The 20584-nt window shown below is 60.1% G+C and carries 18 protein-coding genes; 9 read left to right on the top strand and 9 right to left on the bottom strand.

Features of this window, described 5'->3' with window-relative positions:
* Nucleotides 1-109: 109 nt before the first annotated feature.
* Complete coding sequence (locus EDC28_RS19010) at nucleotides 110-313, bottom strand: hypothetical protein (RefSeq protein WP_123422664.1); 204 nt, start codon at nucleotides 311-313, stop codon at nucleotides 110-112.
* 185 nt (nucleotides 314-498) lie between these two features.
* On the opposite strand from EDC28_RS19010, the gene EDC28_RS19005 reads away from it, so the two are divergent.
* Nucleotides 499-804 carry an RNA recognition motif domain-containing protein gene (locus tag EDC28_RS19005; protein ID WP_332317949.1) on the top strand — a complete coding sequence of 102 codons (306 nt, stop codon included), beginning with the start codon at nucleotides 499-501 and terminating at the stop codon, nucleotides 802-804.
* Here the strand turns inward: EDC28_RS19005 and murI are convergent.
* Entirely contained in the window at nucleotides 789-1583 is a 795-nt protein-coding gene (gene murI, locus EDC28_RS19000) for a glutamate racemase (RefSeq protein WP_123422663.1), read from the bottom strand. The genes EDC28_RS19005 and murI overlap by 16 nt on opposite strands.
* Before the next feature lie 105 nt (nucleotides 1584-1688).
* On the opposite strand from murI, the gene trmA reads away from it, so the two are divergent.
* The 3 genes from trmA to EDC28_RS18985 all read left to right on the top strand — a co-directional run bounded on the left by trmA (nucleotide 1689) and on the right by EDC28_RS18985 (nucleotide 5218).
* Complete coding sequence (trmA, locus tag EDC28_RS18995; RefSeq protein ID WP_123422662.1) at nucleotides 1689-2789, top strand: tRNA (uridine(54)-C5)-methyltransferase TrmA; 1101 nt, start codon at nucleotides 1689-1691, stop codon at nucleotides 2787-2789.
* Nucleotides 2790-2899: 110 nt separating this feature from the next.
* Nucleotides 2900-3520 carry an OB-fold-containig protein gene (locus tag EDC28_RS18990; protein WP_123422661.1) on the top strand — a complete coding sequence of 207 codons (621 nt, stop codon included), beginning with the start codon at nucleotides 2900-2902 and terminating at the stop codon, nucleotides 3518-3520.
* 15 nt (nucleotides 3521-3535) lie between these two features.
* Nucleotides 3536-5218 (top strand): flotillin family protein, encoded by a 1683-nt coding sequence (locus EDC28_RS18985; RefSeq protein WP_050658782.1) that lies wholly within the window; start codon nucleotides 3536-3538, stop codon nucleotides 5216-5218.
* A gap of 27 nt (nucleotides 5219-5245) precedes the next feature.
* Here EDC28_RS18985 and fabR read toward each other — a convergent pair whose 3' ends face one another.
* Nucleotides 5246-5857: an HTH-type transcriptional repressor FabR gene (fabR, locus tag EDC28_RS18980; protein WP_050658783.1), complete on the bottom strand. Its 612-nt coding sequence runs from the start codon at nucleotides 5855-5857 to the stop codon at nucleotides 5246-5248.
* 173 nt (nucleotides 5858-6030) lie between these two features.
* Between fabR and EDC28_RS18975 the strand changes: the two genes are divergently transcribed.
* Entirely contained in the window at nucleotides 6031-7140 is a 1110-nt protein-coding gene (locus EDC28_RS18975) for an acyl-CoA desaturase (protein ID WP_123422660.1), read from the top strand.
* 35 nt (nucleotides 7141-7175) lie between these two features.
* Here EDC28_RS18975 and EDC28_RS18970 read toward each other — a convergent pair whose 3' ends face one another.
* Nucleotides 7176-8333 (bottom strand): multidrug effflux MFS transporter, encoded by a 1158-nt coding sequence (locus EDC28_RS18970; RefSeq protein WP_123422668.1) that lies wholly within the window; start codon nucleotides 8331-8333, stop codon nucleotides 7176-7178.
* A 94-nt stretch (nucleotides 8334-8427) separates the two neighbouring features.
* On the opposite strand from EDC28_RS18970, the gene EDC28_RS18965 reads away from it, so the two are divergent.
* The 4 genes from EDC28_RS18965 (at nucleotide 8428) to EDC28_RS18950 (ending at nucleotide 14044) form a co-directional block, all read left to right on the top strand.
* Nucleotides 8428-9357 (top strand): LysR family transcriptional regulator, encoded by a 930-nt coding sequence (locus EDC28_RS18965; protein WP_123422659.1) that lies wholly within the window; start codon nucleotides 8428-8430, stop codon nucleotides 9355-9357.
* 23 nt (nucleotides 9358-9380) lie between these two features.
* The gene (sthA, locus tag EDC28_RS18960; protein WP_050658786.1) at nucleotides 9381-10781 is read left to right on the top strand and encodes a Si-specific NAD(P)(+) transhydrogenase; all 1401 of its coding nucleotides are present in this window, start codon (nucleotides 9381-9383) and stop codon (nucleotides 10779-10781) included.
* Between the two features lie 164 nt (nucleotides 10782-10945).
* Nucleotides 10946-11446, top strand: coding sequence for a TIGR00645 family protein (locus tag EDC28_RS18955; protein ID WP_050658787.1), 501 nt, complete (start codon nucleotides 10946-10948; stop codon nucleotides 11444-11446).
* Between the two features lie 216 nt (nucleotides 11447-11662).
* Nucleotides 11663-14044 (top strand): TonB-dependent receptor plug domain-containing protein, encoded by a 2382-nt coding sequence (locus tag EDC28_RS18950; protein WP_123422658.1) that lies wholly within the window; start codon nucleotides 11663-11665, stop codon nucleotides 14042-14044.
* 26 nt (nucleotides 14045-14070) lie between these two features.
* Here the strand turns inward: EDC28_RS18950 and EDC28_RS18945 are convergent, their stop codons facing one another.
* The 5 genes from EDC28_RS18945 to EDC28_RS18925 all read right to left on the bottom strand — a co-directional run bounded on the left by EDC28_RS18945 (nucleotide 14071) and on the right by EDC28_RS18925 (nucleotide 20576).
* Entirely contained in the window at nucleotides 14071-14790 is a 720-nt protein-coding gene (locus EDC28_RS18945; protein WP_123422657.1) for a hypothetical protein, read from the bottom strand.
* Between the two features lie 59 nt (nucleotides 14791-14849).
* Nucleotides 14850-16466, bottom strand: a complete 1617-nt coding sequence (locus tag EDC28_RS18940) for an alkaline phosphatase family protein (RefSeq protein ID WP_336391566.1) — start codon at nucleotides 16464-16466, stop codon at nucleotides 14850-14852.
* Nucleotides 16467-16482: 16 nt separating this feature from the next.
* The gene (locus EDC28_RS18935; RefSeq protein ID WP_123422656.1) at nucleotides 16483-18006 is read right to left on the bottom strand and encodes an alkaline phosphatase family protein; all 1524 of its coding nucleotides are present in this window, start codon (nucleotides 18004-18006) and stop codon (nucleotides 16483-16485) included.
* 189 nt (nucleotides 18007-18195) lie between these two features.
* Nucleotides 18196-19536, bottom strand: a complete 1341-nt coding sequence (locus EDC28_RS18930; protein WP_123422655.1) for an SH3 domain-containing protein — start codon at nucleotides 19534-19536, stop codon at nucleotides 18196-18198.
* Nucleotides 19537-19640: 104 nt separating this feature from the next.
* Nucleotides 19641-20576: a 3-hydroxyacyl-CoA dehydrogenase NAD-binding domain-containing protein gene (locus EDC28_RS18925; RefSeq protein ID WP_050658791.1), complete on the bottom strand. Its 936-nt coding sequence runs from the start codon at nucleotides 20574-20576 to the stop codon at nucleotides 19641-19643.
* Nucleotides 20577-20584: the final 8 nt, after the last annotated feature.

Raw genomic sequence — 20584 nt, 5'->3', positions numbered from 1 at the left:
GGAGGCGCATTCTACCGCCTCCCAATACAGTGTCAAGCCCTTTCGCTTCACACTAAACTTCGTTTTTTAAGCCTTTCGACTCAATCCCCGAAGCGAGCCGCCATTCTACTCACTTATCTTTATCGGTCAAGGCCTTTTTAAGCGCTGCTTTCAAGTCCTTCACCGCGCTTTCCCTTGGCGACGAGGCGGCATTATAGGGATCGGTTTTTGGAGCGCAAGTGCTTTTTAATACAGGCGAACTGATCGGTGAATTCTTCACCTGGCGGCCCTTTCTTTGCGCAATGATGTAAATAAAGTTAACATGCTCGCGCATTCCCCTTATCAAATTCACTGTACCTGTACACTTTAACGAGCTAAACCATGCATCCAGCTATTATCCTTTTCGTCGTTGCGATTCTGGGATCGGTCTTACTGTCTTTCGTCCCTGTCGAATTTCCTTACTCACGCCCAACCTTTTTTGGGCTTGGCATCCTCTTAGGTGGCGCTGTTGCCTTCTTTATGGGGCGCCCTAAAGCGCAGGCTACCCGTACCGAAGACATTGCTACCGTTACCCTTTATGTTGGCAATCTGCCTTACCGCGCCAATGAGCATTCGGTGCAGCAAACCTTCGAACGTTTCGGCAAAGTGTTGTCGGTACGACTGATGAAGGATCGCCAAACCGGCCGCCGCCGCGGCTTTGGTTTTGTCGAGATGCTGACCGAAGATGCCCAGGCCGCCATTAACGGCCTTAATGATCAGCAGTTCCAAGACCGTACCCTGAAAGTCAGGGAAGCCAAGGAACGCCGGGATCAGGAAGAAGAGTAAAGCGGTAGGTATTCGGGCAAGGCGCTTTCTTGCAGCCAGGCCCGCAATAGTTCCAGCCCCTTGGGGCTGGAGGCCGTGTGATAAAGGTGGCTCAGGCCACCTTTTTTATTGCCTGCGCCAGCCGGCAATAAGCTGCGTACCCGCCGGGCAATGGCTTCACCGGAGTCCACCAAGGTCACATCACTCCCCAAGACCTTCGCCAGCTCTTCCTTTACTAAAGGGAAATGAGTGCAACCCAGCACCACGGTGTCAGGCTTGGGTGCCTGCAGCCAAGGGGCAAGAATGTCGGCCAGCCGGTCAATATCCAGCTCTTGGCCACGCAGTTTGGCTTCTGCCATGGTGACCAGCTCACTGGAGCCGAGCCGCAAGACTTGCTTGCCGGCGGCAAAGTCGGCTTCGAGTTGATGTGTATAAGGGCGGTTGACGGTACCGGGGGTGGCCAGAAGACCAATGACGCCATTACGAGTGAGCCGCGCCGCCGGCTTGATGGCAGGCACCACGCCAACCACCGGGAAGCTAAAGCGCTGACGAAGATGGGGCAGCACCAGGGTAGACGCGGTATTACAGGCTACCACGGCCAGGCTGATGTCGTGGCGCTGGGTGACGGCGTCAAACACCGCCAGCACACGCTCGACCAGCACGGACTCGCTCAGCTCGCCATAAGGGAAGGCGGCATCGTCCATGGCATAAACCGCCTCGACACCGGGCAAGGCCTGATGGACCTGTTGCCAGATGGAAAGACCGCCTACCCCAGAATCGAAAAAGAGCAACTGACTCATGCTGTTTGCCAATGACCTGCCTGATATTTTTGCCCGCCCAGTTTACCAGCACTGGACATTGAGTGCGCCTTGCCTATCATTTGCTCCCCTATAAAGGAGGCAAGCATGCAACAACCGGGCGCGGTTTACCCCGACAACTACCAAACACAACTGGCCGAGAAGGTCAGCCGGCTCAATGCGCTGATGCAGCCGTTCGGTGCGCCGGCGCCAGAGGTGTTTGCCTCCAGCCCCAGTCATTACCGGATGCGGGCCGAGTTTCGCGTCTGGCACCAGGGGGATGATCTCTTCTATATCATGTTCGACCAAGAGTCCCATGAGCGCATTCGGGTCGACAGTTACCCCATGGGCAGCGCCCTGATCAACACCCTGATGCCGGCCCTTATCGAGCTGCTCAAGCCCAACACCCTGCTGCGCAAGAAGTTGTTCCAGGTGGAGTTTCTGACCAGCCAGAGCGGCGAGGCGGTAGTGAGTTTGCTTTATCACAAACCACTGACCGATGAATGGGAAGTGGAAGCCAGCCAGCTAAAAGACAAACTCCAGCAGTATGGCCGGGTTGACCTCATTGGCCGCGCCAAGAAGCAAAAGAAGGTGTTGGACCGCGACTTTGTAGTGGAGAACCTCGCCGTTAAAGGCCGCAGCTGGACCTTTCAGCAGGTGGAGAACAGCTTCACCCAGCCCAACGCCGGCATTAACGAGAAGATGCTGACCTGGGCCCTGGACTGCACCGCCGGCATTGGCGGCGATCTTTTAGAGCTTTACTGCGGCAACGGCAACTTCACCCTGCCGCTGGCCAGCCAGTTCGATAAAGTGCTGGCCACCGAGATCGCTACCAGTTCGGTGGCATCGGCTCAGTACAACATGCGCGCCAACGGCGTGGATAACGTCACCGTCGCCCGCCTGGCCGCCGAGGAATTTACCGAGGCCATGGAAGGTAAGCGCGAGTTCCGCCGCCTAAAAGGGGTCGACCTCAAGGCCTTTAATTGCCGCACCATAGTCGTGGACCCGCCCCGGGCCGGCCTAGACCCTGCCACCGAGCAGCTGGTGGCAGGCTATGAGCACATCCTTTATATCTCCTGTAACCCAGAGACTCTGGCCAAGAACCTCGAAACCCTGACCCAAACCCACAGGGTGGAGAAGCTAGCGCTCTTTGACCAGTTCCCCTACAGCCACCATATGGAATCTGGCGTCTGGCTGGTAAAGCGTTGATAAAAAGGCCGGTTTAACCGGCCTTTTTCATGGATGCTTACATCTGAAGGTTTGACTGAATAAAAGTTAAATAATAGCGTGGGAGCATTGTCACCAAAGGGATATGGGCCATGTGGGATTTTATTTTGGCCAGCGGTAACCTGCCTTTTTCTCTCGCCTTTGTACTGGTCTGCGCCATCGGCCTGTTGCAGCTGCTCAGCCTGCTGCTGGGTCTGGGCCTGAGTGAACTCATCGACACCGCCCTGCCGGATCTCGACATCGACAACCCCGGTTTTTTTGCCAACGGTTTTAACTGGTTGTGCCTGGGGCGCCTGCCTTTTCTGATTTGGCTGCTGCTGTGGCTACTGCTGTTTGCGATTATCGGCTGGACCTTGCAGTGGCTGCTAATGAACCTGCTGGGCGGCCTGCTGCCACCTTTGCCTGTGGCCATTGCCGCCCTGGCGGTATCCTTGCCGCTCCAGCGGCGTCTGAGCCTGCTGCTGGTCAAGCTGTTACCCACTACCGAGACCAATGCCGTATTCCAGCGCGAACTTATCGGCCTGGTAGGCGAAGTGGTGATAGGGGAAGCCAGCCGCGAACGCGCCGCCGAGGTGTCGGTGACCGACAAACAAGGACACAAGCATTACGTCATGGCCAAGCCCTATGACGATCTGGTGCTGAGCCAGGGGCAGCTGGTACTGCTGTTTGACCTGGAAGACGGCATCTATTTAGTAAGCCCCTACCCGGGCTGAGTACAAGGAAGACCCATGGAAAATCTCGACTTCATACTGATGGTTGCCGGCGCCGTTGTAGCCGGTTTGCTGTTCATCGGCCTTATTTTCACCAAGCTCTACCACCGGGCATCCAAGGAAGTGGCCTTTGTGCGCACCGGCATGGGCGGCGAGAAGGTCGTCAAAGACGGCGGCACCCTGGTGCTGCCGGTGCTGCAGGAAGTGATCAACGTCAACATGAACACCCTGCGCCTGGAAGTGCGCCGGGCCAACGAAGCAGCCCTTATTACCCGCGACCGGATGCGGGTAGACGTTACCGCCGAGTTTTACGTGCGAGTGGCCCCAACAGTGGAAGCCATCAGCGTGGCGGCCCAAACCCTCGGTAACCGAACCCTCGAAGTAGACGCCCTTAAATCCCTGATTGAAGGTAAGTTTGTTGACGTGCTGCGGGCCGTAGCCGCTGAAATGGCTATGGAGGAGCTCCATGAAAAACGCTCCGACTTCGTGCAGCGGGTACAGAACAACGTGCGGGTGGACCTAGAGAAGAACGGCCTGGAGCTGGAGTCGGTGTCCCTGACCGGCCTTGACCAGACCGACCCCAAATTCTTCCGGGTCGATAACGCCTTTGACGCCGAGGGTCTGACCCAGCTCACCAAAATCACCGAGTCGCGCCGCAAGCAGCGCAACGACATCGAGCGCGAGACCGAAGTGCAAATCCAGGAGCGTAACCTCGAGACCGAGCAGCGCTCCCTGGCCATCAAGCGGGAGAGCGAGTACGCCCGCCTGCAGCAAGAAAAAGAAGTGGAGCTGCGCCGCGCTGCGCAAACTACCGATATTGCCAAAGAAAGGGCCGACAAAAACCGCGAAGCGGAGCTGGTGACCATCGAAGCTGACCGGGCCATCGAGGAAGCACGCATCGCCAAGGAGCGGGAAGTAGAAGCCCGCGAAATTGATAAGCGCCGCCAGTTGGAAGAAGCGGAGATCGTCCGTAAGCGCACCCTGGAACTGGCCGAGCAGGAAAAGGCCATTGCCCTTGCCCGCAAGTCAGAAGAAGAATCCGCCGCCCGGGCCAAAGCCTCCGAGGCCGAAGCGCTGTCGGTGGCGGCGCAGGAGAATGTGCGTACCGTCCAGGAAACCGCCGTTGCCGAGCGTGACAAGCAAATCGAGATCATCGAGGCCAGCAAAGCGGCCGAAATGGATGCGGTGAAGATCCGCGTCGCCGCCGAGACCGAAAAAGCCGCCGCCGAAGACCGCGCCGAGGCCCTCTTGACCGAAGCCAAGGCCAACGCCGAGAAAGCGGAGATTGAGGCCCAGGCAGAGGCTGCTGCCGAGAAAACCCGCGCCGACGCCAAAGCCAAGAGTTACGAGGTGGAAGCGGCCGGCCAACGCGCCCTGCACGAAGCCAGCAACGTGCTCTCCCCCGAGCAGGTGGAAATGCAGCTCAAACTGGCGCTGTACAAGTACCTGCCCGACATTATCCGCGAGTCGGTGAAACCGCTGGAGAACATCGACGGCATCAAGATCGTGCAGATGGACGGCTTCGCCGGCCAGGCCAGCGGCCATGGCGACGACAAACGGGAAGGGGGTTCAGGCAACCTGGCCGATTCGGTTACCGAGGCGGCGCTGCGTTATCGCACCCAGGCACCCTTGGTGGACGCCCTGCTCGGCGAGATTGGCCTTAAAGACGGCATCACCAAGCTCGATAAACTCAACTCCTAAATCCAAAAGCGGCCCAAGGGCCGCTTTTTACTTCTTGGCCTTAAGAACGGCCGCTCCTCTTGCCACCATTCTTAGCTGCATCATCACTTTTTCCGCCAGCCCCTGGCGGGCACTTTTGGATAGATCCAGCGCTTCGGCCCCGGCCGAGAACACCAGGATCACCATGGCGTCGGCCTGTACCCGGGCTTCGTCTTCGGCAAAACCCAGTTCCTTTTGCAGGTAATCCCCAAGCTCGGCAATAAAGTGCTGGATCTCGCGGCTGACCGCCGCCCGGAACGCCGCCGAGGTGCCGGAGCGCTCCCGCAGCAGCAGCCGGAACACGTTGCCGTTGTCGTTGATGAACTCCATGAAGGTTTCCACCGAGGTGCGGATCACCGAACCACCGCTGGTGTCGGCAATACGGGCGCGGGCCTGACGCATCAGCTGGCGTAAGGTCAGACCGGCTTCGTCCACCAGGGTCAGCCCCAGTTCGTCCATATCTTTGAAATGGCGATAAAAGGAGGTGGGGGCTATACCGGCTTCCCGGGTGACTTCCCGCAGCGAGAGGTTGGAAAAACTGGTCTCGGCACTGAGCTGGTTCAAGGCGGCATCGATAATGGTGCGGCGAGTCTTGAATTTTTGTTGTGCGCGGGGGCCCATGAATAGCTCCAGAAAACAAAGAGGCCTAGTTTAGCGCCATTTTTCAGCGAGATCCCAAAGCCAATGGCCAGCCAAAGCTTAACCCTGATCAAGATTCCGCTTAAATCGCATTGACAGTAAAGGCCTCGCCCCCTAGATTGGCGAACAGTTGTAAGCCGAAATCAGGATATCCGATGGAAAAGCCCCGTATCATTTGGGCCAACGTCATCTTCTTCGTTGTCTCTACCCTTTTGGCATTGGTTGCCGTACCGCTGTGGGGAGTTTTCCACGGGTTCAGCGCCGGGCAATGGATAGCCTTCGCGGTTCTGTTCTGTTTTTGCAACCTGTCCATTACTGCCGGCTACCACCGGCTTTGGTCCCACAAGACCTACCAGGCTCACCCGGCGCTGCGCTGGCTGTTTGCCCTGGGCGGTGCCTTGGCCATCGAAAACTCGGTGGTGCACTGGGCCTCTGACCACCGCATTCATCACCGCCACGTGGATAATGACGAGGTAGACCCCTACTCTGCCGGCCGCGGCTTCTGGTATTCCCACATGGGCTGGATGATGCGCGAGTATCAGGCCGAGCGTTACAACGACTATGCCAACGTCCGCGATCTCTTCAAAGATCCGGTGGTGGATTTTCAGCATCGCCACTACATGAAGCTGGTCTGGGGCCTGAACCTGGGCCTGACCATTGCCCTGGGGCTGATGATGGGTGACGTGATTGGTACCGTGCTGCTGGCCGGTTTCCTGCGCATCTTCGTGACCCACCACACCACCTTTTTTATCAACTCCCTGGCGCATATCTGGGGCCGCAACAGCTTCAGCAACAAGCATTCGGCCAAGGACAACGGCTTGCTGGCGCTGCTGACCTTTGGCGAGGGTTACCACAACTTCCACCACACCTTCGAGAACGACTATCGCAACGGCATTCGCTGGTTCGACTACGACCCCACCAAGTGGCTTATCAAAGCTGCCAGCAAGCTGGGGCTGGCCCAGGGCCTTCGCAAGACCCCGGACGAGCTCATTGTCAAGGCGCGCCTGACCCGCCAGCTCGAAGAAGCCAAAGAACAGGCCCAAGCCCAGGGTTTGTGTTTTGCCGAGCTGCATCGCCACTACGACGAAACCCTGGCTACCGCCCAGCACTACTTCCAGTTGCGTAAACGCTGGCTGCAAATGAAAAAGGCCAAGCTCAAACGTTCGGTAGAAGCCCTGGAGCTTCGCAAGCAAATCGAGGAGATGGGCGAGAAGCTTCGCCACCTGCAACTGCACTGGCAGCAGCTTCGCACCCAGATAGCTTGATAAACTTGATAAAAAGGCGCCCCAAGGCGCCTTTTTTAATGGCCCTTGGCCACCCGCAAACTGTTGGCCACCAGCAAGGCCGCCAGCACTATGGTGCCCCACAGCGCCCACTGGGGCGCCAGCGGCAGGGCCACCGCCGTGATGCCGATAAGCGAGGCGCCCGCCATCTGCAGGCACAGTACCAAGGCGGCTGCTACGCCGGCTTCATCCCCAAAAGGCGCCAGCGCCATACTGGTGGCCGGCCCCAGGCTACAGGCAAAGCCAGAACAGGCGAGCGTCACCGGCAACATGTACCCCCAGGCGGGGGCTGCCTCACCCAAGGTCGTGGCGGCCAACGCCAGCACCGCCGCCAGCAGCCAGGCCAGGGCAAAGCCCAGGCAGGCCCGGCGGCCAAAGCGGCGGATAACCCAGTTGGCCAGCAGGCTCGCCGTCAATATCCACAGGGCATTGGCCCCAAACACCAGGGAAAAGCCCAGCGGGCTCAGCCCGGCTTGGTTCATCAGCACCGTCGGCGCCAAAGAGACGTAGGTAAGCACCATGCCCATGCCGGTGGCATTAACCAGGGCAAAAGCCAGAAACGGCCCCTGGCGCAACATGGCCAGGTAACGGCCAAAGGGGATGCCCCTTTTGACCTGGGTGCCGGCCGGCAGGGTTTCGGGCAAAAAACGCCACACCACCAGCAGCAGGGCTAAGGCATAGAGGGCCAAAAACCAAAAAGGTGCCTGCCAGCCAAAACGCTCGGCCAAAAGCCCGCCCAAAAGCGGCGCCAGCGCCGGCACAATGTTCAACGCCCCGTTGAGAAAGGAATAGGCCTGGGCACTTTGCTGGCCGTCCATCCGGTCTCGCACCGCCGAGAAGGCCACCACCGAAGTGGCACAAACAGCGCTGCCTTGGATAAGCCGTGACAGCACAAAGAGCCAGCCGCTGGTGCTCAGCACCGCCAGCAAGGCGCCGGCAAGGTAAATCACGATACCGGCCATGGCCACCGGCCGGCGGCCGAAGCGGTCGGCCAGGGGGCCCGCTACCAGTTGCCCAAGGCCCATCATCAGCAGGAACAGGCTGATGGTGCTTTGCACCAGTGCTTGGGAGCTACCCAGGCTATCGGCAATGGCCGGAATGGCCGGCAGATAAATATCGATACCCAGCGGACTGAACAACACCAGACACAGCAGCAACCACTTGAACCACACCATGCACGCCTCCTGAAAATCGGCGCCACTGTACTGGCCAATAAACATGAACACCAATGATATGATTTCAGGTAAAGCATTCCTGTGAGGCATAACCATGGATCTCAGCCGCCTGGCCAAAACCGACCTCAACCTGCTGGTGAGCCTCAATGCCCTGCTGGACCACTGCTCGGTGTCTCAGGCCGCCGCCAGCTTGCATTTGACCCAGTCGGCCATGTCTAAAACCCTGACCCGGCTGCGCGCCCTGTTCGACGACCCGCTGCTGGTGCGGCGCGGCCAGGGCATGAAGGCAAGCCCCAGGGCCGAAGCCCTGCATCGCCAATTGCAGTTATTGCTACCTCAGCTCGACCAGCTGCTGCAGCCACCAGCCTTTGACCCGGCCAGCAGCGACCGCACCTTTCGCTTAAACGTGATAGACGGCGCCTACACTCTGTTTTTGCCCCAGTGGCTACCGGCCCTTCGCGCCCAGGCGCCGAGCATTCGCTTAGAATGCTTCCCGGCCCAGGACCTAGGCCTTGAGGGCCTTACCAGCGGCCAGCAGGAACTGGCCATCACCGCCCAGGACGAGCCCATAGCGCCGCTGCCCGAAGGCTTTCGCAGCCACACCCTGATGACAGACCACTACCTGTGCGTGGCGAGCGCCAACAACCCCCGGCTCCACCAACCCTGGGACTTGGAGACGTTTTTGGGCTGGCCCCAAGTGCATATCCATTGCCAATGGGACGGCGACTGGCTGCTGGATGCAGAGCTTGCCCGCCTGGGCCACCGCCGCCAGCTGATGATGCAGGTATCGAGCCTGCAGGCGGCGCTGCAAACCGTGCTGTGGTCCGACATGCTCACCATCCTGCCGGCCGCCTACGCCGCCAAGGTGGCGGAGCGCTACCCCATCGCCCTTCGCGCGTTGCCGCTGGCCCTGCCCATCGACCTGCCGCCACTGCAACAGCGGCTTATCTGGCATGAGCGCAGTGATAACGATCCAGGCCTGAAATGGCTGATCGAATTTTTCGCGAAGGCTGTGCAACAATAAGCCAGCACAATCAGGAGGTAGCAGTGGCTCAATACCAGTACGACACCCTTATCATCGGCACAGGCCCGGGCGGTGAAGGGGCCGCCATGCAACTGGCCAAGCACGGCCAGAAAGTGGCGGTTATCGAGCGCCATGTCGAGGTAGGGGGCGGCTGCACCCATTGGGGCACCATTCCCTCCAAGGCGCTGCGCCACTCGGTATCGCGTCTGGTGGAGTACAACCAGAGCCCGCTGTTTGCCGACGTGCAACCGGCCCATCGGCTGACCTTCAAGCACATCCTTGGCCACACCTCTTCGGTGATAGGTAAGCAGGTAAAACTGCGCGGCGGCTTTTACAACCGCAACGACGTGGAAGTCATTAAAGGCGAGGCCCGTTTTACCGACGAGCACACCCTGGCCATTCGCCAGAGCGACGGTTCCGAGGAGTTCATCTCTGCCGCCAATATCGTTATCGCCACCGGTTCACGCCCTTACCGGCCCCGCGATATCGATTTCAACCACCCGCGCATCTACGACTCCGACACCATCCTTAGCCTCAAGCACGAGCCGCGTTCGGTGATCATTTACGGCGCCGGGGTCATCGGCAGCGAATACGCCTCCATCTTCCGCGGCCTGTCGGTGAAGGTAGATCTCATCAACACCCGTGACCGGCTGCTCTCCTTCCTGGATGCCGAGATCTCAGACGCCCTGTCTTACCACCTGCGAAGCTCCGGCACCGTTATTCGCCATAACGAGGAATACGAGCGGGTGGAAGGCACCGACGACGGCGTAGTGATGCACTTTAAATCCGGCAAACGCCTCAAGGCCGACTGCCTGCTGTTTGCCAATGGCCGTACCGGCAATACCGACCGCCTGAATCTCGAGGCCGTAGGGCTCAAGGCCAACGGCCGCGGCCAGTTGGATGTCAACGAGCGCTACCAGACCAAGGTTCCCCACATCATCGCCGTGGGTGATGTCATCGGTTACCCGTCGCTGGCTTCGGCCGCCTATGACCAGGGCCGGCTGGCCGCCACCGGCATTTTGGAGGCAGACCAGGATCTGGGTAACCTCATCCCCGATATCCCCACCGGCATCTACACCATTCCCGAAATCAGCTCGGTAGGCAAAACCGAGGAAGAACTCACCGCCGCCAAGGTGCCTTACGAAGTGGGCCGCGCCCAGTTCCAGCACTTGGCCCGGGCGCAAATCGCTGGCTCGCCGGTGGGGTGTTTGAAGATCCTTTTTCACCGGGAAACCAAGGCTATCCTTGGCATTCACTGCTTTGGGGAGCGGGCCTCGGAGATCATCCACATCGGCCAGGCCATCATGGAGCAAAAGGGCGAAGGCAACTGCATCGAGTACTTTGTCAATACCACCTTCAACTACCCCACCATGGCCGAGGCCTACCGGGTAGCGGCTCTGAACGGCTTGAACCGTTTGTTCTAGCGGCGCCACGGGCGAGGGCTCAGCCAGGCTTAACCCCTCGCCTTTTACCGCCGAAAAGCGAGATTGGCGCGCCGCAATCCAGTAATCTAGCGCCCTATAATCATCAACCGGGTTGGCAGCCCTGCGGCTTGCTGCCAACCCCAACGCCCCTTTTGAGAGAAACAATGGAACGTTTTATTGAGTCTTTGATGTATTCCTCCCGCTGGCTGCTGGCGCCCATTTACCTAGGGCTGAGCCTGACCCTGGTGGCGCTTTTGATAAAGTTCGTGCAGGAAATCATCCACATTGCCCCCACCATCTTCGAGATGACCGACACCAACCTCATTCTGGCGGTGCTTACCCTGATTGACGTGGCGCTGGTGGGCGGGCTTATCGTGATGGTGATGCTGTCAGGCTACGAGAACTTCGTTTCTCGCCTCGATCTCGACGAAAGCAATGAGAAGCTGGGCTGGCTGGGCAAAATGGACTCCGGCAGCCTCAAGACCAAGGTGTCGGCCTCTATCGTGGCCATCTCCGCCATTCACCTTTTAAAGGTGTTTATGAACGCCAAGGACATCCCCGACAACAAGCTGATGTGGTACTGCCTTATCCACCTCACCTTTGTGGTGTCGGCCTTCGGCATGGGCTATCTCGACAAGATGTCCGGTAAGAAATCCAGCCAGTAGGCCAGGGCCTGCTCGCAAAAAAGGCGCCTTGGGCGCCTTTTTGTTTATCACTATTCACTTAAGAATAGATATTCACTTTTAATAGATAACAATTTAAATAATAAAAAGCGAGGGCAATTTTTTATTTTTTGACCGTCAATACATTATTACAAATGTATCTAACCTGTAGGTGTATTTTTATGCACTATGCGAATAGCTGTAATCAAGGAGTTTCAGATGTATCGCTATTCGCTGCTTACCCTGGCCCTGGCCAGCTCTCTCACTTTCCCCGTTTTTGCCGACGCTGACAACGACCAAACCGAGAAAATCGAAGTGGTCGGCTCTCGCCTGGCCCTGCGTACCGCCACCGACAGTGCCTCGCCGGTGGACATCATTACCGGCCAGGATCTGGCGGCCACCGGCATGACCGAGACCGCCAAGGCCCTGCAATTTCTGGCCCCCAGTTTTAACTTCCCGCAGTCTTCCGTGACCGACGGCTCCGACGCCGTGCGCCCAGCCAACCTGCGCGGCATGAGCCCCGACCATACCCTGGTGCTGGTCAATGGCAAGCGCCGCCATGGCTCGGCGCTGGTGCACCTTAACGGCACCGCCAGCAAGGGCTCGTCCAACGTCGACCTCAATGCCATTCCCATGACCGCCATCAAGCGCATCGAGATCCTGCGCGACGGCGCCGCTGCCCAGTATGGCTCCGACGCCATTGCCGGGGTCATTAACATCGTGCTCAAAGACAGCGCCGAGGGCGGCAGCCTTGAGGCCAAAGGCGGCCAAACCTATGCCGGTGACGGCCAATCCTGGGCGCTGGGCTGGAACCAGGGTTTGACGCTGCTGGGCGACGGTTTCGTCAACCTCTCTTTGCAGGCCGAACATAAAAACCGTACCAACAGGGCCGGCCCTGACAGCCGCCAGCAATACCCGCTTTTAACCGACGGCTCCCCCGACCCACGGGAGCAAACCTTTGACCGCAAGAGCTTTCAAATCGGCCAAGGGGAATATAAGAACGCGGCGCTGTTTGTGAACGCCGCCAAGCCGGTGGGCGACAACGGCAAGCTTTACGCCTTTGGCGGCATCTCGGAGCGCGAGAACATCTCCGGCGCCTTCTACCGCCGCGCCCTCGATAGCCGCAACAACACCAACATCTACCCTGACGGTTTCCTGCCGCAGCTGGCACCGAAGATCCGCGACCAGTCCCTCTACGGCGGCTACAAGTTCACCGTCGCCGATTGGGACATCGACAGCTCTCTTGGCTACGGCAAAAACCGCTTCAAATACTATGTGGATAACAGCCTGAACGTGGACTTGGGTGACGACTCCCAGTCCCACTTCTATGCCGGCGCCCTGTCCACCAGTGAAATCAACGCCAACCTTGATGCCTCCCGGTTTGTATCCTTTTTCAACGGCTCCGATCTGCTGGTGGCGGTGGGCGCCGCCTGGCGTAAAAACCAGTACCAGATTGAGGCAGGCGAGCCCAACTCCTACTACGGCTCGGGCAGCCAGGGCTTTGTGGGGTTCAACCAGGAATCCACCGTCAAGCAGGACCGCCACAACCTGGGTTTTTACCTGGAATTGGAAAACCAGCTGACCGACGCCTTTTACTGGTCCAGCGCGGTGCGCCGTGAGGATTATTCCGACTTTGGCTCCAACACCAGCTGGAAGCTGGCCGGCCGCTACCAGCTTAGCGACCACTGGGCGGTGCGCGGAGCCACCAACACCGGTTTTCGGGCACCAAGCGTGCAGCAGCTGTACTTTACCAACGTCTCGACCCTGTTCGTGACCAACCCCGACACCGGCCAGCTCGAGCCGCAAGAATCCGGCACCTTCAACAGCCAGTCCCAGGTGGCCAGCGCCCTTGGCATCAGTGAGCTCAAACCGGAAAAATCCAAGTCTTACAGCCTGGGCCTGGTTTATACCGGCGACAGCGGCCTGTCGGTGACCCTGGACGCCTACCAAATCAAGGTGGATAACCGCATCGTGCTGTCTTCGTCTTTGGAGAGCGACGACGCCGCCCTGCCCGACTCGGTGCGCAGCCTTATCAGCAGCGCCGGTGCCGACTCGGCCCGCTTCTTTATCAACGCCGTAGACACCACCACCAAAGGGGTCGATCTGGTGGCGTCCCAGAACTGGGATCTGGGCAGTTACGGCAGCCTGAAAGGCAGCGCGTCCTTCGGTTACAACAAAACCGACATCGACAGCGTGCACCTGCCTAGCATCCTTGGCGGCCTGGAAGACGAGCTGTTCAACAATGTCGAGCAGGTACGGATGACCAAATCCAACCCGCGCAGCAAAGGCAGCCTCAACCTCACCCACTCCCTGGGCGATTTTGATACCACCTTGCGGCTTAGCTACTTCGGCACCTACTCGGTGGGCTACACCAACGAAACGGTAAAATACGACGCCAAGTGGGTGACCGATCTGGCAGTGAAGTATCACTACAGCAGCCAACTGGCCTTCACCCTGGGAGCCCAGAACCTGTTTGATACCTACCCGGAGCGCACCGTGGCCGACCAAACCTACAACGGGGTATTCAAATACCCGGTGGGCAACACGCCCTTTGGCATGAACGGCGGTTATTACTACCTGCAGGCCGATTATAAGTACTGAGAAAAAGGCGCCTTACGGCGCCTTTTTTAATGGCTGTGGCCGGTGGCCAGGGGCTGGCCCTGGTCGTTATACACGGCGTGTTCGCGGTGTTCGATAAAGCCCTGATTGATCATCTTGGCCAGGAAGGGGTCGTTTTCCATGTCGCCGATGTCGGCAAAGTCGGTCTCGCGATAACGCTGCCAGGTGGCAAAGCGGGCGTTGACCGCGTCCTTGCCCAGCAGTTTGTCAGCCTGCCAGCGCCGCTCCACCTCACCCTTACGGGTAACGATGGCCAAGGGCGCAGCCAATACCGGGCTCCACAGCAGATCGTAACTAACGCCGTTTATCTCACCCTGGTAGCGCTCGGCATGCTCGCAAGGGCTGCTGCCTTGCTTGGTGAGCTGGCCAAGCAGGTGGCGGGCAGCAAAGCTTTCTACCTCTTCTTGCTGGGCCTGTACGCCAAGGGCGCGCAGATCGCCCATGTAGTAGTCGATGCGGCGCTGCTGCTGGTCAAACACCCGGCTGAAGCCGGGGCGCTTTGGGTCTTCAAAGTGCCACCATTCGGCCATCTGGTGCTCAGGGCTGTAAAGGGCGGTCTGGGCGCCACGGCGCAATAGCTGCACCTGGCGAGGCTCGGCGCCGCTCTGGCTGGCGCTGACCTGGTACTCAAGGCCCCAGGCACCCGCTGGCGCGGTGGCCGGGCACACACTGGCGCCATGGGCGCTGAGGCTCCCCAGCGCCAATAACATCAAGGCTTTATAAAACATCGGGTTACTCCTTTTCGCCAAAGAAGGCCGGGCAGTGCCCGGCCCTTCACAGGCCCGGCTTAGGGCTGGTTGGCTTCGGCGCGCGCTTCCAGGTCGGCGGCGTAGTTCATCACGTGGAACAGCATGTTCTGCTCGACCGAGCCGGTTACCAACTGGGCACCGGGGCCCATGGCGTATACCGCAACGTCTTCACCGGCATGGGTTTCGCTGCCCAGGGGCACGGTGGCCTCTTGGCGGTAGTCCACATCGGTGACGTCGTAGAGGTTCAGATCCGGGCGGGCGCTGGCCATGTTCACCGGGCTGCTGCCAAAGCCAAAACCGGGGCCATTGGCATAACCCAAGGTGGTGTAAGGCATGCCGTTGGCATCCACGCTCAGGGTTTTGGCCGCTTCGCCGTTTTCATCAACGCTGCGTACCAGGCCGAGGATGGGGTTACCCCGCACCGGGTAACCGGCGATTGTGAACACGTGGCTGTGGTCGGCTGTCACCAGAATAAGGGTGTCGGGGCCGGCCTTTTCCATGGCAACCCGCACCGCCTCGGACAAGGCAACGGTGTCTTCCAGAGCGCGGGCGGCATTACCGGCGTGGTGGGCGTGGTCGATACGGCCCCCTTCCACCATCAGGAAGTAGCCTTTGTCGTTCTGCTTGAGCATGTCCAGGGCGCGGCTGGTCATCTGCGCCAGGGACGGCTCGCCAGCGCTGTCGTCGCTGCGGTCCGCTTCGTACTGCATGTGGGAGTTTTCAAACAGGCCCAGCAGGTGCTTGGTGGTGGCCAAGTCCACGCTCATGAACTGGTCGAGGTTCCACACATAGCTGCTGCCAGCGTGTTTGCTGGTCCACTCGCTGGTGAGATCGCGGCCATCGTTGCGGCGGCCAGCGCTGCCGTATTCCGGGTCGTTCTCGGTGTTGGGCATGAAGTAGGTACGGCCGCCGCCCAGGGCGACTTCGATACCGTCGCCGTAGGGGAAGTCGATAAGCTGGGAGGCGATGTCGGTGCAGCCGGCGGTGATGGCGGCGGCTGGCATGTTGCTGTCGGCTTCCCAGTTACGCTCCACGCTATGGGCGTAGGTGGCGGCCGGGGTGGCGTGGGTGAGGCGGGCGGTGGACACCACGCCGGTGCTCATGCCGGCCATTTCCGCCAGCGCCAGGGCGCTGACCATTTCATGGCCCTGGCCGGAGGCGCAGTCGCCACGTACCGCATCGTCGGTGATGGACAACATGCCGTCCTTGGTTTTGGCACCGGTGACGATGGCGCTCATGGTGGGCGCGGAGTCCGGGGTCTGCTGGTTGGAAGAGTAGGTTTTCACCAGGCCCGAGTAGGGGAAGGTCTCGAAGCTCAGGCGGTTTTCTTCGCCGCTTTTACCCTGCTGCTGGCCTTCGAAGATACGGGCGGCGGTGAGGGTGGAAACCCCCATGCCGTCACCGACAAACAAAATCACGTTCTTGGCTTTGCCGGCCGGGTCGCTGATGGTGGACTCAGCGGCCTTGGCCACGGTGGACTGGCCAGCCAGGTACCACTGGTTGACGGCGGTAAAGTCGCGGCCGTCGGTACCGTTGTTGCCATTGGCGCCGTCGGCGCCGGGGGTACCGGCAACGCCGTCGTCACCGTCATTGCAGCCGGCTAGGCCCAGGGCGGCGATGGTGGCCATCACCAGAGCGAGTTTTTTCATTTCCATGGTAATCATCCCTTTATCAGTACTTGCTGCCGCCCAGGGCGCCGGCCTGGTTCATGACGTGGAAAATAACGTTCTGCTCCACATTGCCCTGGAACAGGTAGGCGCCGGGGCCGGTGGCGTAGATGGCCACGTCTTCGGCGGCGTGGGTCTCGCTGCCCATGGGCACCTGGGCCTGTTGCAGGAAGTCCACGTCGGTGGTGTCGATACCGGACAAGTCGCTACGGGCGCCTTGCTTGGCGCCGGGGCCGTTGGCATAGCCCAGGGTGGTGTATGGCAGGCCGTCGTCGGCGGTGGCGGCGTTAACGGCGATGGCTTCGTCGTTGGGCTCGTGCACTAGGCCAAGGATGGGGTTACCACGGGCCGGGTAACCGGCGATGGTGAAGGTATGGCTGTGGTCGGCAGAAACGATGATCAGGGTGTCTTCGAGGTCCACCTTACCCAGGGCCGCTTTTACTGCGTCAGACAGCGCCACGGTGTCGGCCAGGGCGCGGGCGGCGTTACCGGCGTGGTGGGCGTGGTCGATACGGCCCCCTTCCACCATCAGGAAGTAGCCTTTGTCGTTCTTGGCCAGCATGTCGATGGCCTTGCTGGTCATCTCGGCCAGAGACGGCTCGCCGGCGGTATCGTCGGCTCGGTCTGCCTCGTACTGCATGTGGGAGGCTTCAAAGAGGCCCAGCAGGTGGTCGGTTTTGGTCACATCGATGGCGTCGAACTGTGCTTGGTTCCACACGTAAGCCGCGTTGGTGAACTGCTCACTCCATTTGGCGGTCAGGTCGTTACCGTCCTTGCGGCGGCCCTTGGCGCCTTCGCCGTCGGTCACGGTATTGGGCAGGAAGTAGCTGCGCCCGCCACCCAGTGCCACTTCCAGGCCGTCGCCCGGTGCATCCATCACCAGTTGGTAGGCGATGTCGTGGCAGCCATTGGCGACCGCTTCGGCGGTCAGGTTGCTGTCGGCTTCCCAGTCACGCTCGGGGGTGTGAGCGTAAGTGGCGGCCGGGGTGGCGTGGGTGATGCGGGCGGTGCTGACAATCCCGGTGGATTTACCCCGATCTTCGGCCAGCTCCAGGGCGGTTTTCAGCTCGTTACCCTGGCTGGACAAGCAGTTGCCACGGATGGAGTCGGCCGATACCGACAGCATGCCGTCTTCGGTTTTGACGCCGGTTATCATGGCGGTCATGGTCGGGGCGGAGTCCGGGGTCTGCTGGTTTACCGAATAGGTTTTGGACAGGGCGCTGTAAGGGAAGGTCTCAAAGCTCAGGCGGTTTTCTTCGCCGCTGTTGCCTGCCTGCTGGCCCTGGTAGATGCGGGCGGCGGTCAGGGTTGAAACCCCCATGCCATCGCCAACAAAGAAAATGATGTTCTTGGCCGTGCCGGTGTTGCGGGCCTGGGCCACTTTGGCAGCCACGGCAGCGGCGCCGTCCTGGTACCAGCTGCTGTCGGTTTGGGTGGTGGGCAGCACCGCCGCATCGGCAGCCATGGCCACCAGGGCGGTGGCGACGGCAGCGCCCAGCGCGGACATCACTTGTGGAATCTTTTTCATGCCAATCCTCGCGTTTAGCTTTCCTGGTTGGGTCATCGGCGTGAAGGGGCCGATGTGCGGCGGATTGTGCGCGAGCAACGTGACGAAAACGTTTCCGTATCGTTAAATGATTTATCAGAGTTTAAACATGTAAGAACACAAAGCCCGGCCGCCGTGGCGCGCCGGGCTTTTTGACAATACGGTGACAGCTTAAGGTAGGGTCTTGATGTTGTAAGTGGCGTCCAGGTAGCTGGTGTTGGGGCCAAGCAGCAGCGGCTCAAGGGGCGTAACCGACACGCCATTAAGGGTGCCCCGGTAGAACTGGCCACCCTTAAGGTAGGCAAGGCCCGCCACGTCGTGAATAACCCAGGGCTTGCCGTCCACCTTACCCAGCAGCATGGCCACATGGCCGGGCAGGTAAATCAGGCTGCCCACCGGCGCCGTTGCCAGCACCTTGAGCTTGGCCGCTACCTGGCCCTTGCCGAAGGGGTGGTCGTGGCCATAGCGGCCATGGCCCTGCTCGCCGGAGTTGCGCGGCATCACCAGCCCGAAGCTGCGATACACCTCCCCCACAAAACCGGTGCAGTCGCGGCCCTGGTAGTCGTGGCCCCAGCCGTAGCGCTCACCGAGGAACTTAAAGCTCTGGCGCACCAGATTGGCCTGGGTCAGAGGCAGGTAGCCCTGGTGTACATCCTGGCTGCGGGGAATAAGGGCCGCCTTGAAATCCAGGCTGCCGTCGCCGTTTCTGACCGGCAGCCGCACCACAAAACCAGCATAGGGGTTTTGGCCATAGAGGTTGTGGGTGCTCGGCACCAGCGGCAGCCTGAGGCCCATGTCGAGGCGCAGCTTCGACACCCTCGGCTCCTCTGGGTTAAAAACGGTCTCCACCTGGCTGCCGGTGGTTACCAGAAAAGGCGTCGCCTTGCCATAACCCAGCACCGCCTGGCGCGAGCCAATGGCCAGATCGGCGGCTGGCACCCAGGCCCGGTAATTTTGAGACTGGGCAAAGTACCAGTGGCCGTCGCGGCTTTTGGCCAGCAGTGCCAGGGCGTCACCGGGGAACAGCCCGCTTTCTTGAAAGCGGTCAAGGTCGAGGTTGAGCCCCTTGTTAAAGACCCGCTCGAAGGTGGGATAGGTGCGCAGTACGGTGCGCCGCACCACCAGGGCAAAGGCCACCTTCTGCGGCCCCTTGATGGCGCCAAGATTGAGGTTGGCGCGATAGCGAGCCCAGTCGGCCGGGCCAAGGGCGCGGCCGTTGGCGTAAAAACGGGGCGGCTCCTTGGCAAGCGCGGTGATTTGGCCTTTCACCTCATCCGCCGCCATCAAAGCCGGCACGGTCTCCAGCTCCACCATCTCGGGCAGGGTTTTAAATTGCCGGGCGTTAAAGGCGGTTATCTCTTTGGGGGTCATTAGCCGTTGGTCGGGGGCCTTGAGGCGATTTACCCAATACCAAGGCGCCAGCTGCGCTTCTTTGACCTCGGGCACATCGCTTTGCCAGGGGGCCGCCAGCAGGCCAAAACTTACCAACCACAACAGTAGCGCCAGTCGCATGGGGAGTCCTTGAAAGCTCTTTGCCTCCATGGTCGCATATCAGCGGCTATTGGGCAGCCCGGCCTTGGCCAGCAGTTGGCTTGGCGGCACCCCGAACTGGCGGTTCAGCGCTCCGGGTGGCGTTCGTGATCCTCGATGATCACCATTTGGCGCCGGTCACGCCAGCGGCGGTATTCGTCAAATTCGTCAAAGGGATAGGCGGCTTCGGCTTGATCGCCAATGCGGCTGACCAGCTCCTGGGTGAACATGGCCTTCTGGCCGATGTGGTCGGCAAGGCCAACTCCGATGTGCTGTAAAAACCCTGACAAACCGCCCTGGCTGCCGGCCAGGTGCAGCGCCTTGAGCGGCCCGATAGAGGCCCAGCGAATGCCGAGGGAGTTAGTAACGATGGCATCGAGGTCGCGCACGCTCACCACCCCGGCGTCCACCAGCCGGATGGCTTCGCTGGCCAGGGCCATTTGCAGACGGTTGGCCACGAAGCCCGGCACTTCCTTGTTGAGCTTCACCGGTACCTTGCCGAGCTTTTTATAAAAGCCCATCACCCGGTCCAGATAGACAGACGGGGTGCGGTCGTCACTGCACACTTCCACCAGTGGCAGGATATGGGGCGGGTTGAAGGGGTGGCCGATGATAAGCCGCTCCGGCGCCTTCATCAGTGCCCCCTGCTCGCTGGCAACGATGCCGGAAGAGGACGACAGCAACAGGGCGTCGATGGGGGCCGCCTCTTCAATCTGCTGCCAAAGGTGCTGCTTGAAACTCGCCTGCTCGGGGCCGGACTCCTGGATAAAGTCGGCATGTTCTACCGCCGCCTTGAGGTCGCCGGTAGCAGTGATGCGGTCCATGATGATGCCCGGATCTTCATGAATACCCGGCACCTGGGGAATAAACACCGGCAGATACCGGGCCATATGGCTGTAGAGATCGGCGCGGGGGTCAAAGAGCCGCACCCTGTGGCCACGCGCGGCAAACAGCGCCGCCCAAGACAAACCAATCACACCGGCGCCAATCACGGCCACCAGACCGTTTTCTTTAAAATCCATCTTGTTGC

Origin of the sequence: Gallaecimonas pentaromativorans, from assembly GCF_003751625.1 — a bacterium.
GTDB lineage: Bacteria > Pseudomonadota > Gammaproteobacteria > Enterobacterales > Gallaecimonadaceae > Gallaecimonas > Gallaecimonas pentaromativorans.
This window is presented reverse-complemented; position numbering and strand designations above follow the sequence as displayed.

What these genes read in the sequence shown, in the direction of transcription:
- EDC28_RS19010 (WP_123422664.1), bottom strand. Translation starts at nt 313, where the DNA reads ATGCGCGAGCATGTTAACTTTATTTACATCATTGCGCAAAGAAAGGGC.
- EDC28_RS19005 (WP_332317949.1), top strand. Translation starts at nt 499, where the DNA reads ATGGGGCGCCCTAAAGCGCAGGCTACCCGTACCGAAGACATTGCTACC.
- murI (WP_123422663.1), bottom strand. Translation starts at nt 1,583, where the DNA reads ATGAGTCAGTTGCTCTTTTTCGATTCTGGGGTAGGCGGTCTTTCCATC.
- trmA (WP_123422662.1), top strand. Translation starts at nt 1,689, where the DNA reads ATGCAACAACCGGGCGCGGTTTACCCCGACAACTACCAAACACAACTG.
- EDC28_RS18990 (WP_123422661.1), top strand. Translation starts at nt 2,900, where the DNA reads ATGTGGGATTTTATTTTGGCCAGCGGTAACCTGCCTTTTTCTCTCGCC.
- EDC28_RS18985 (WP_050658782.1), top strand. Translation starts at nt 3,536, where the DNA reads ATGGAAAATCTCGACTTCATACTGATGGTTGCCGGCGCCGTTGTAGCC.
- fabR (WP_050658783.1), bottom strand. Translation starts at nt 5,857, where the DNA reads ATGGGCCCCCGCGCACAACAAAAATTCAAGACTCGCCGCACCATTATC.
- EDC28_RS18975 (WP_123422660.1), top strand. Translation starts at nt 6,031, where the DNA reads ATGGAAAAGCCCCGTATCATTTGGGCCAACGTCATCTTCTTCGTTGTC.
- EDC28_RS18970 (WP_123422668.1), bottom strand. Translation starts at nt 8,333, where the DNA reads ATGGTGTGGTTCAAGTGGTTGCTGCTGTGTCTGGTGTTGTTCAGTCCG.
- EDC28_RS18965 (WP_123422659.1), top strand. Translation starts at nt 8,428, where the DNA reads ATGGATCTCAGCCGCCTGGCCAAAACCGACCTCAACCTGCTGGTGAGC.
- EDC28_RS18955 (WP_050658787.1), top strand. Translation starts at nt 10,946, where the DNA reads ATGGAACGTTTTATTGAGTCTTTGATGTATTCCTCCCGCTGGCTGCTG.
- EDC28_RS18950 (WP_123422658.1), top strand. Translation starts at nt 11,663, where the DNA reads ATGTATCGCTATTCGCTGCTTACCCTGGCCCTGGCCAGCTCTCTCACT.
- EDC28_RS18945 (WP_123422657.1), bottom strand. Translation starts at nt 14,790, where the DNA reads ATGTTTTATAAAGCCTTGATGTTATTGGCGCTGGGGAGCCTCAGCGCC.
- EDC28_RS18940 (WP_336391566.1), bottom strand. Translation starts at nt 16,466, where the DNA reads ATGGAAATGAAAAAACTCGCTCTGGTGATGGCCACCATCGCCGCCCTG.
- EDC28_RS18935 (WP_123422656.1), bottom strand. Translation starts at nt 18,006, where the DNA reads ATGAAAAAGATTCCACAAGTGATGTCCGCGCTGGGCGCTGCCGTCGCC.
- EDC28_RS18930 (WP_123422655.1), bottom strand. Translation starts at nt 19,536, where the DNA reads ATGCGACTGGCGCTACTGTTGTGGTTGGTAAGTTTTGGCCTGCTGGCG.
- EDC28_RS18925 (WP_050658791.1), bottom strand. Translation starts at nt 20,576, where the DNA reads ATGGATTTTAAAGAAAACGGTCTGGTGGCCGTGATTGGCGCCGGTGTG.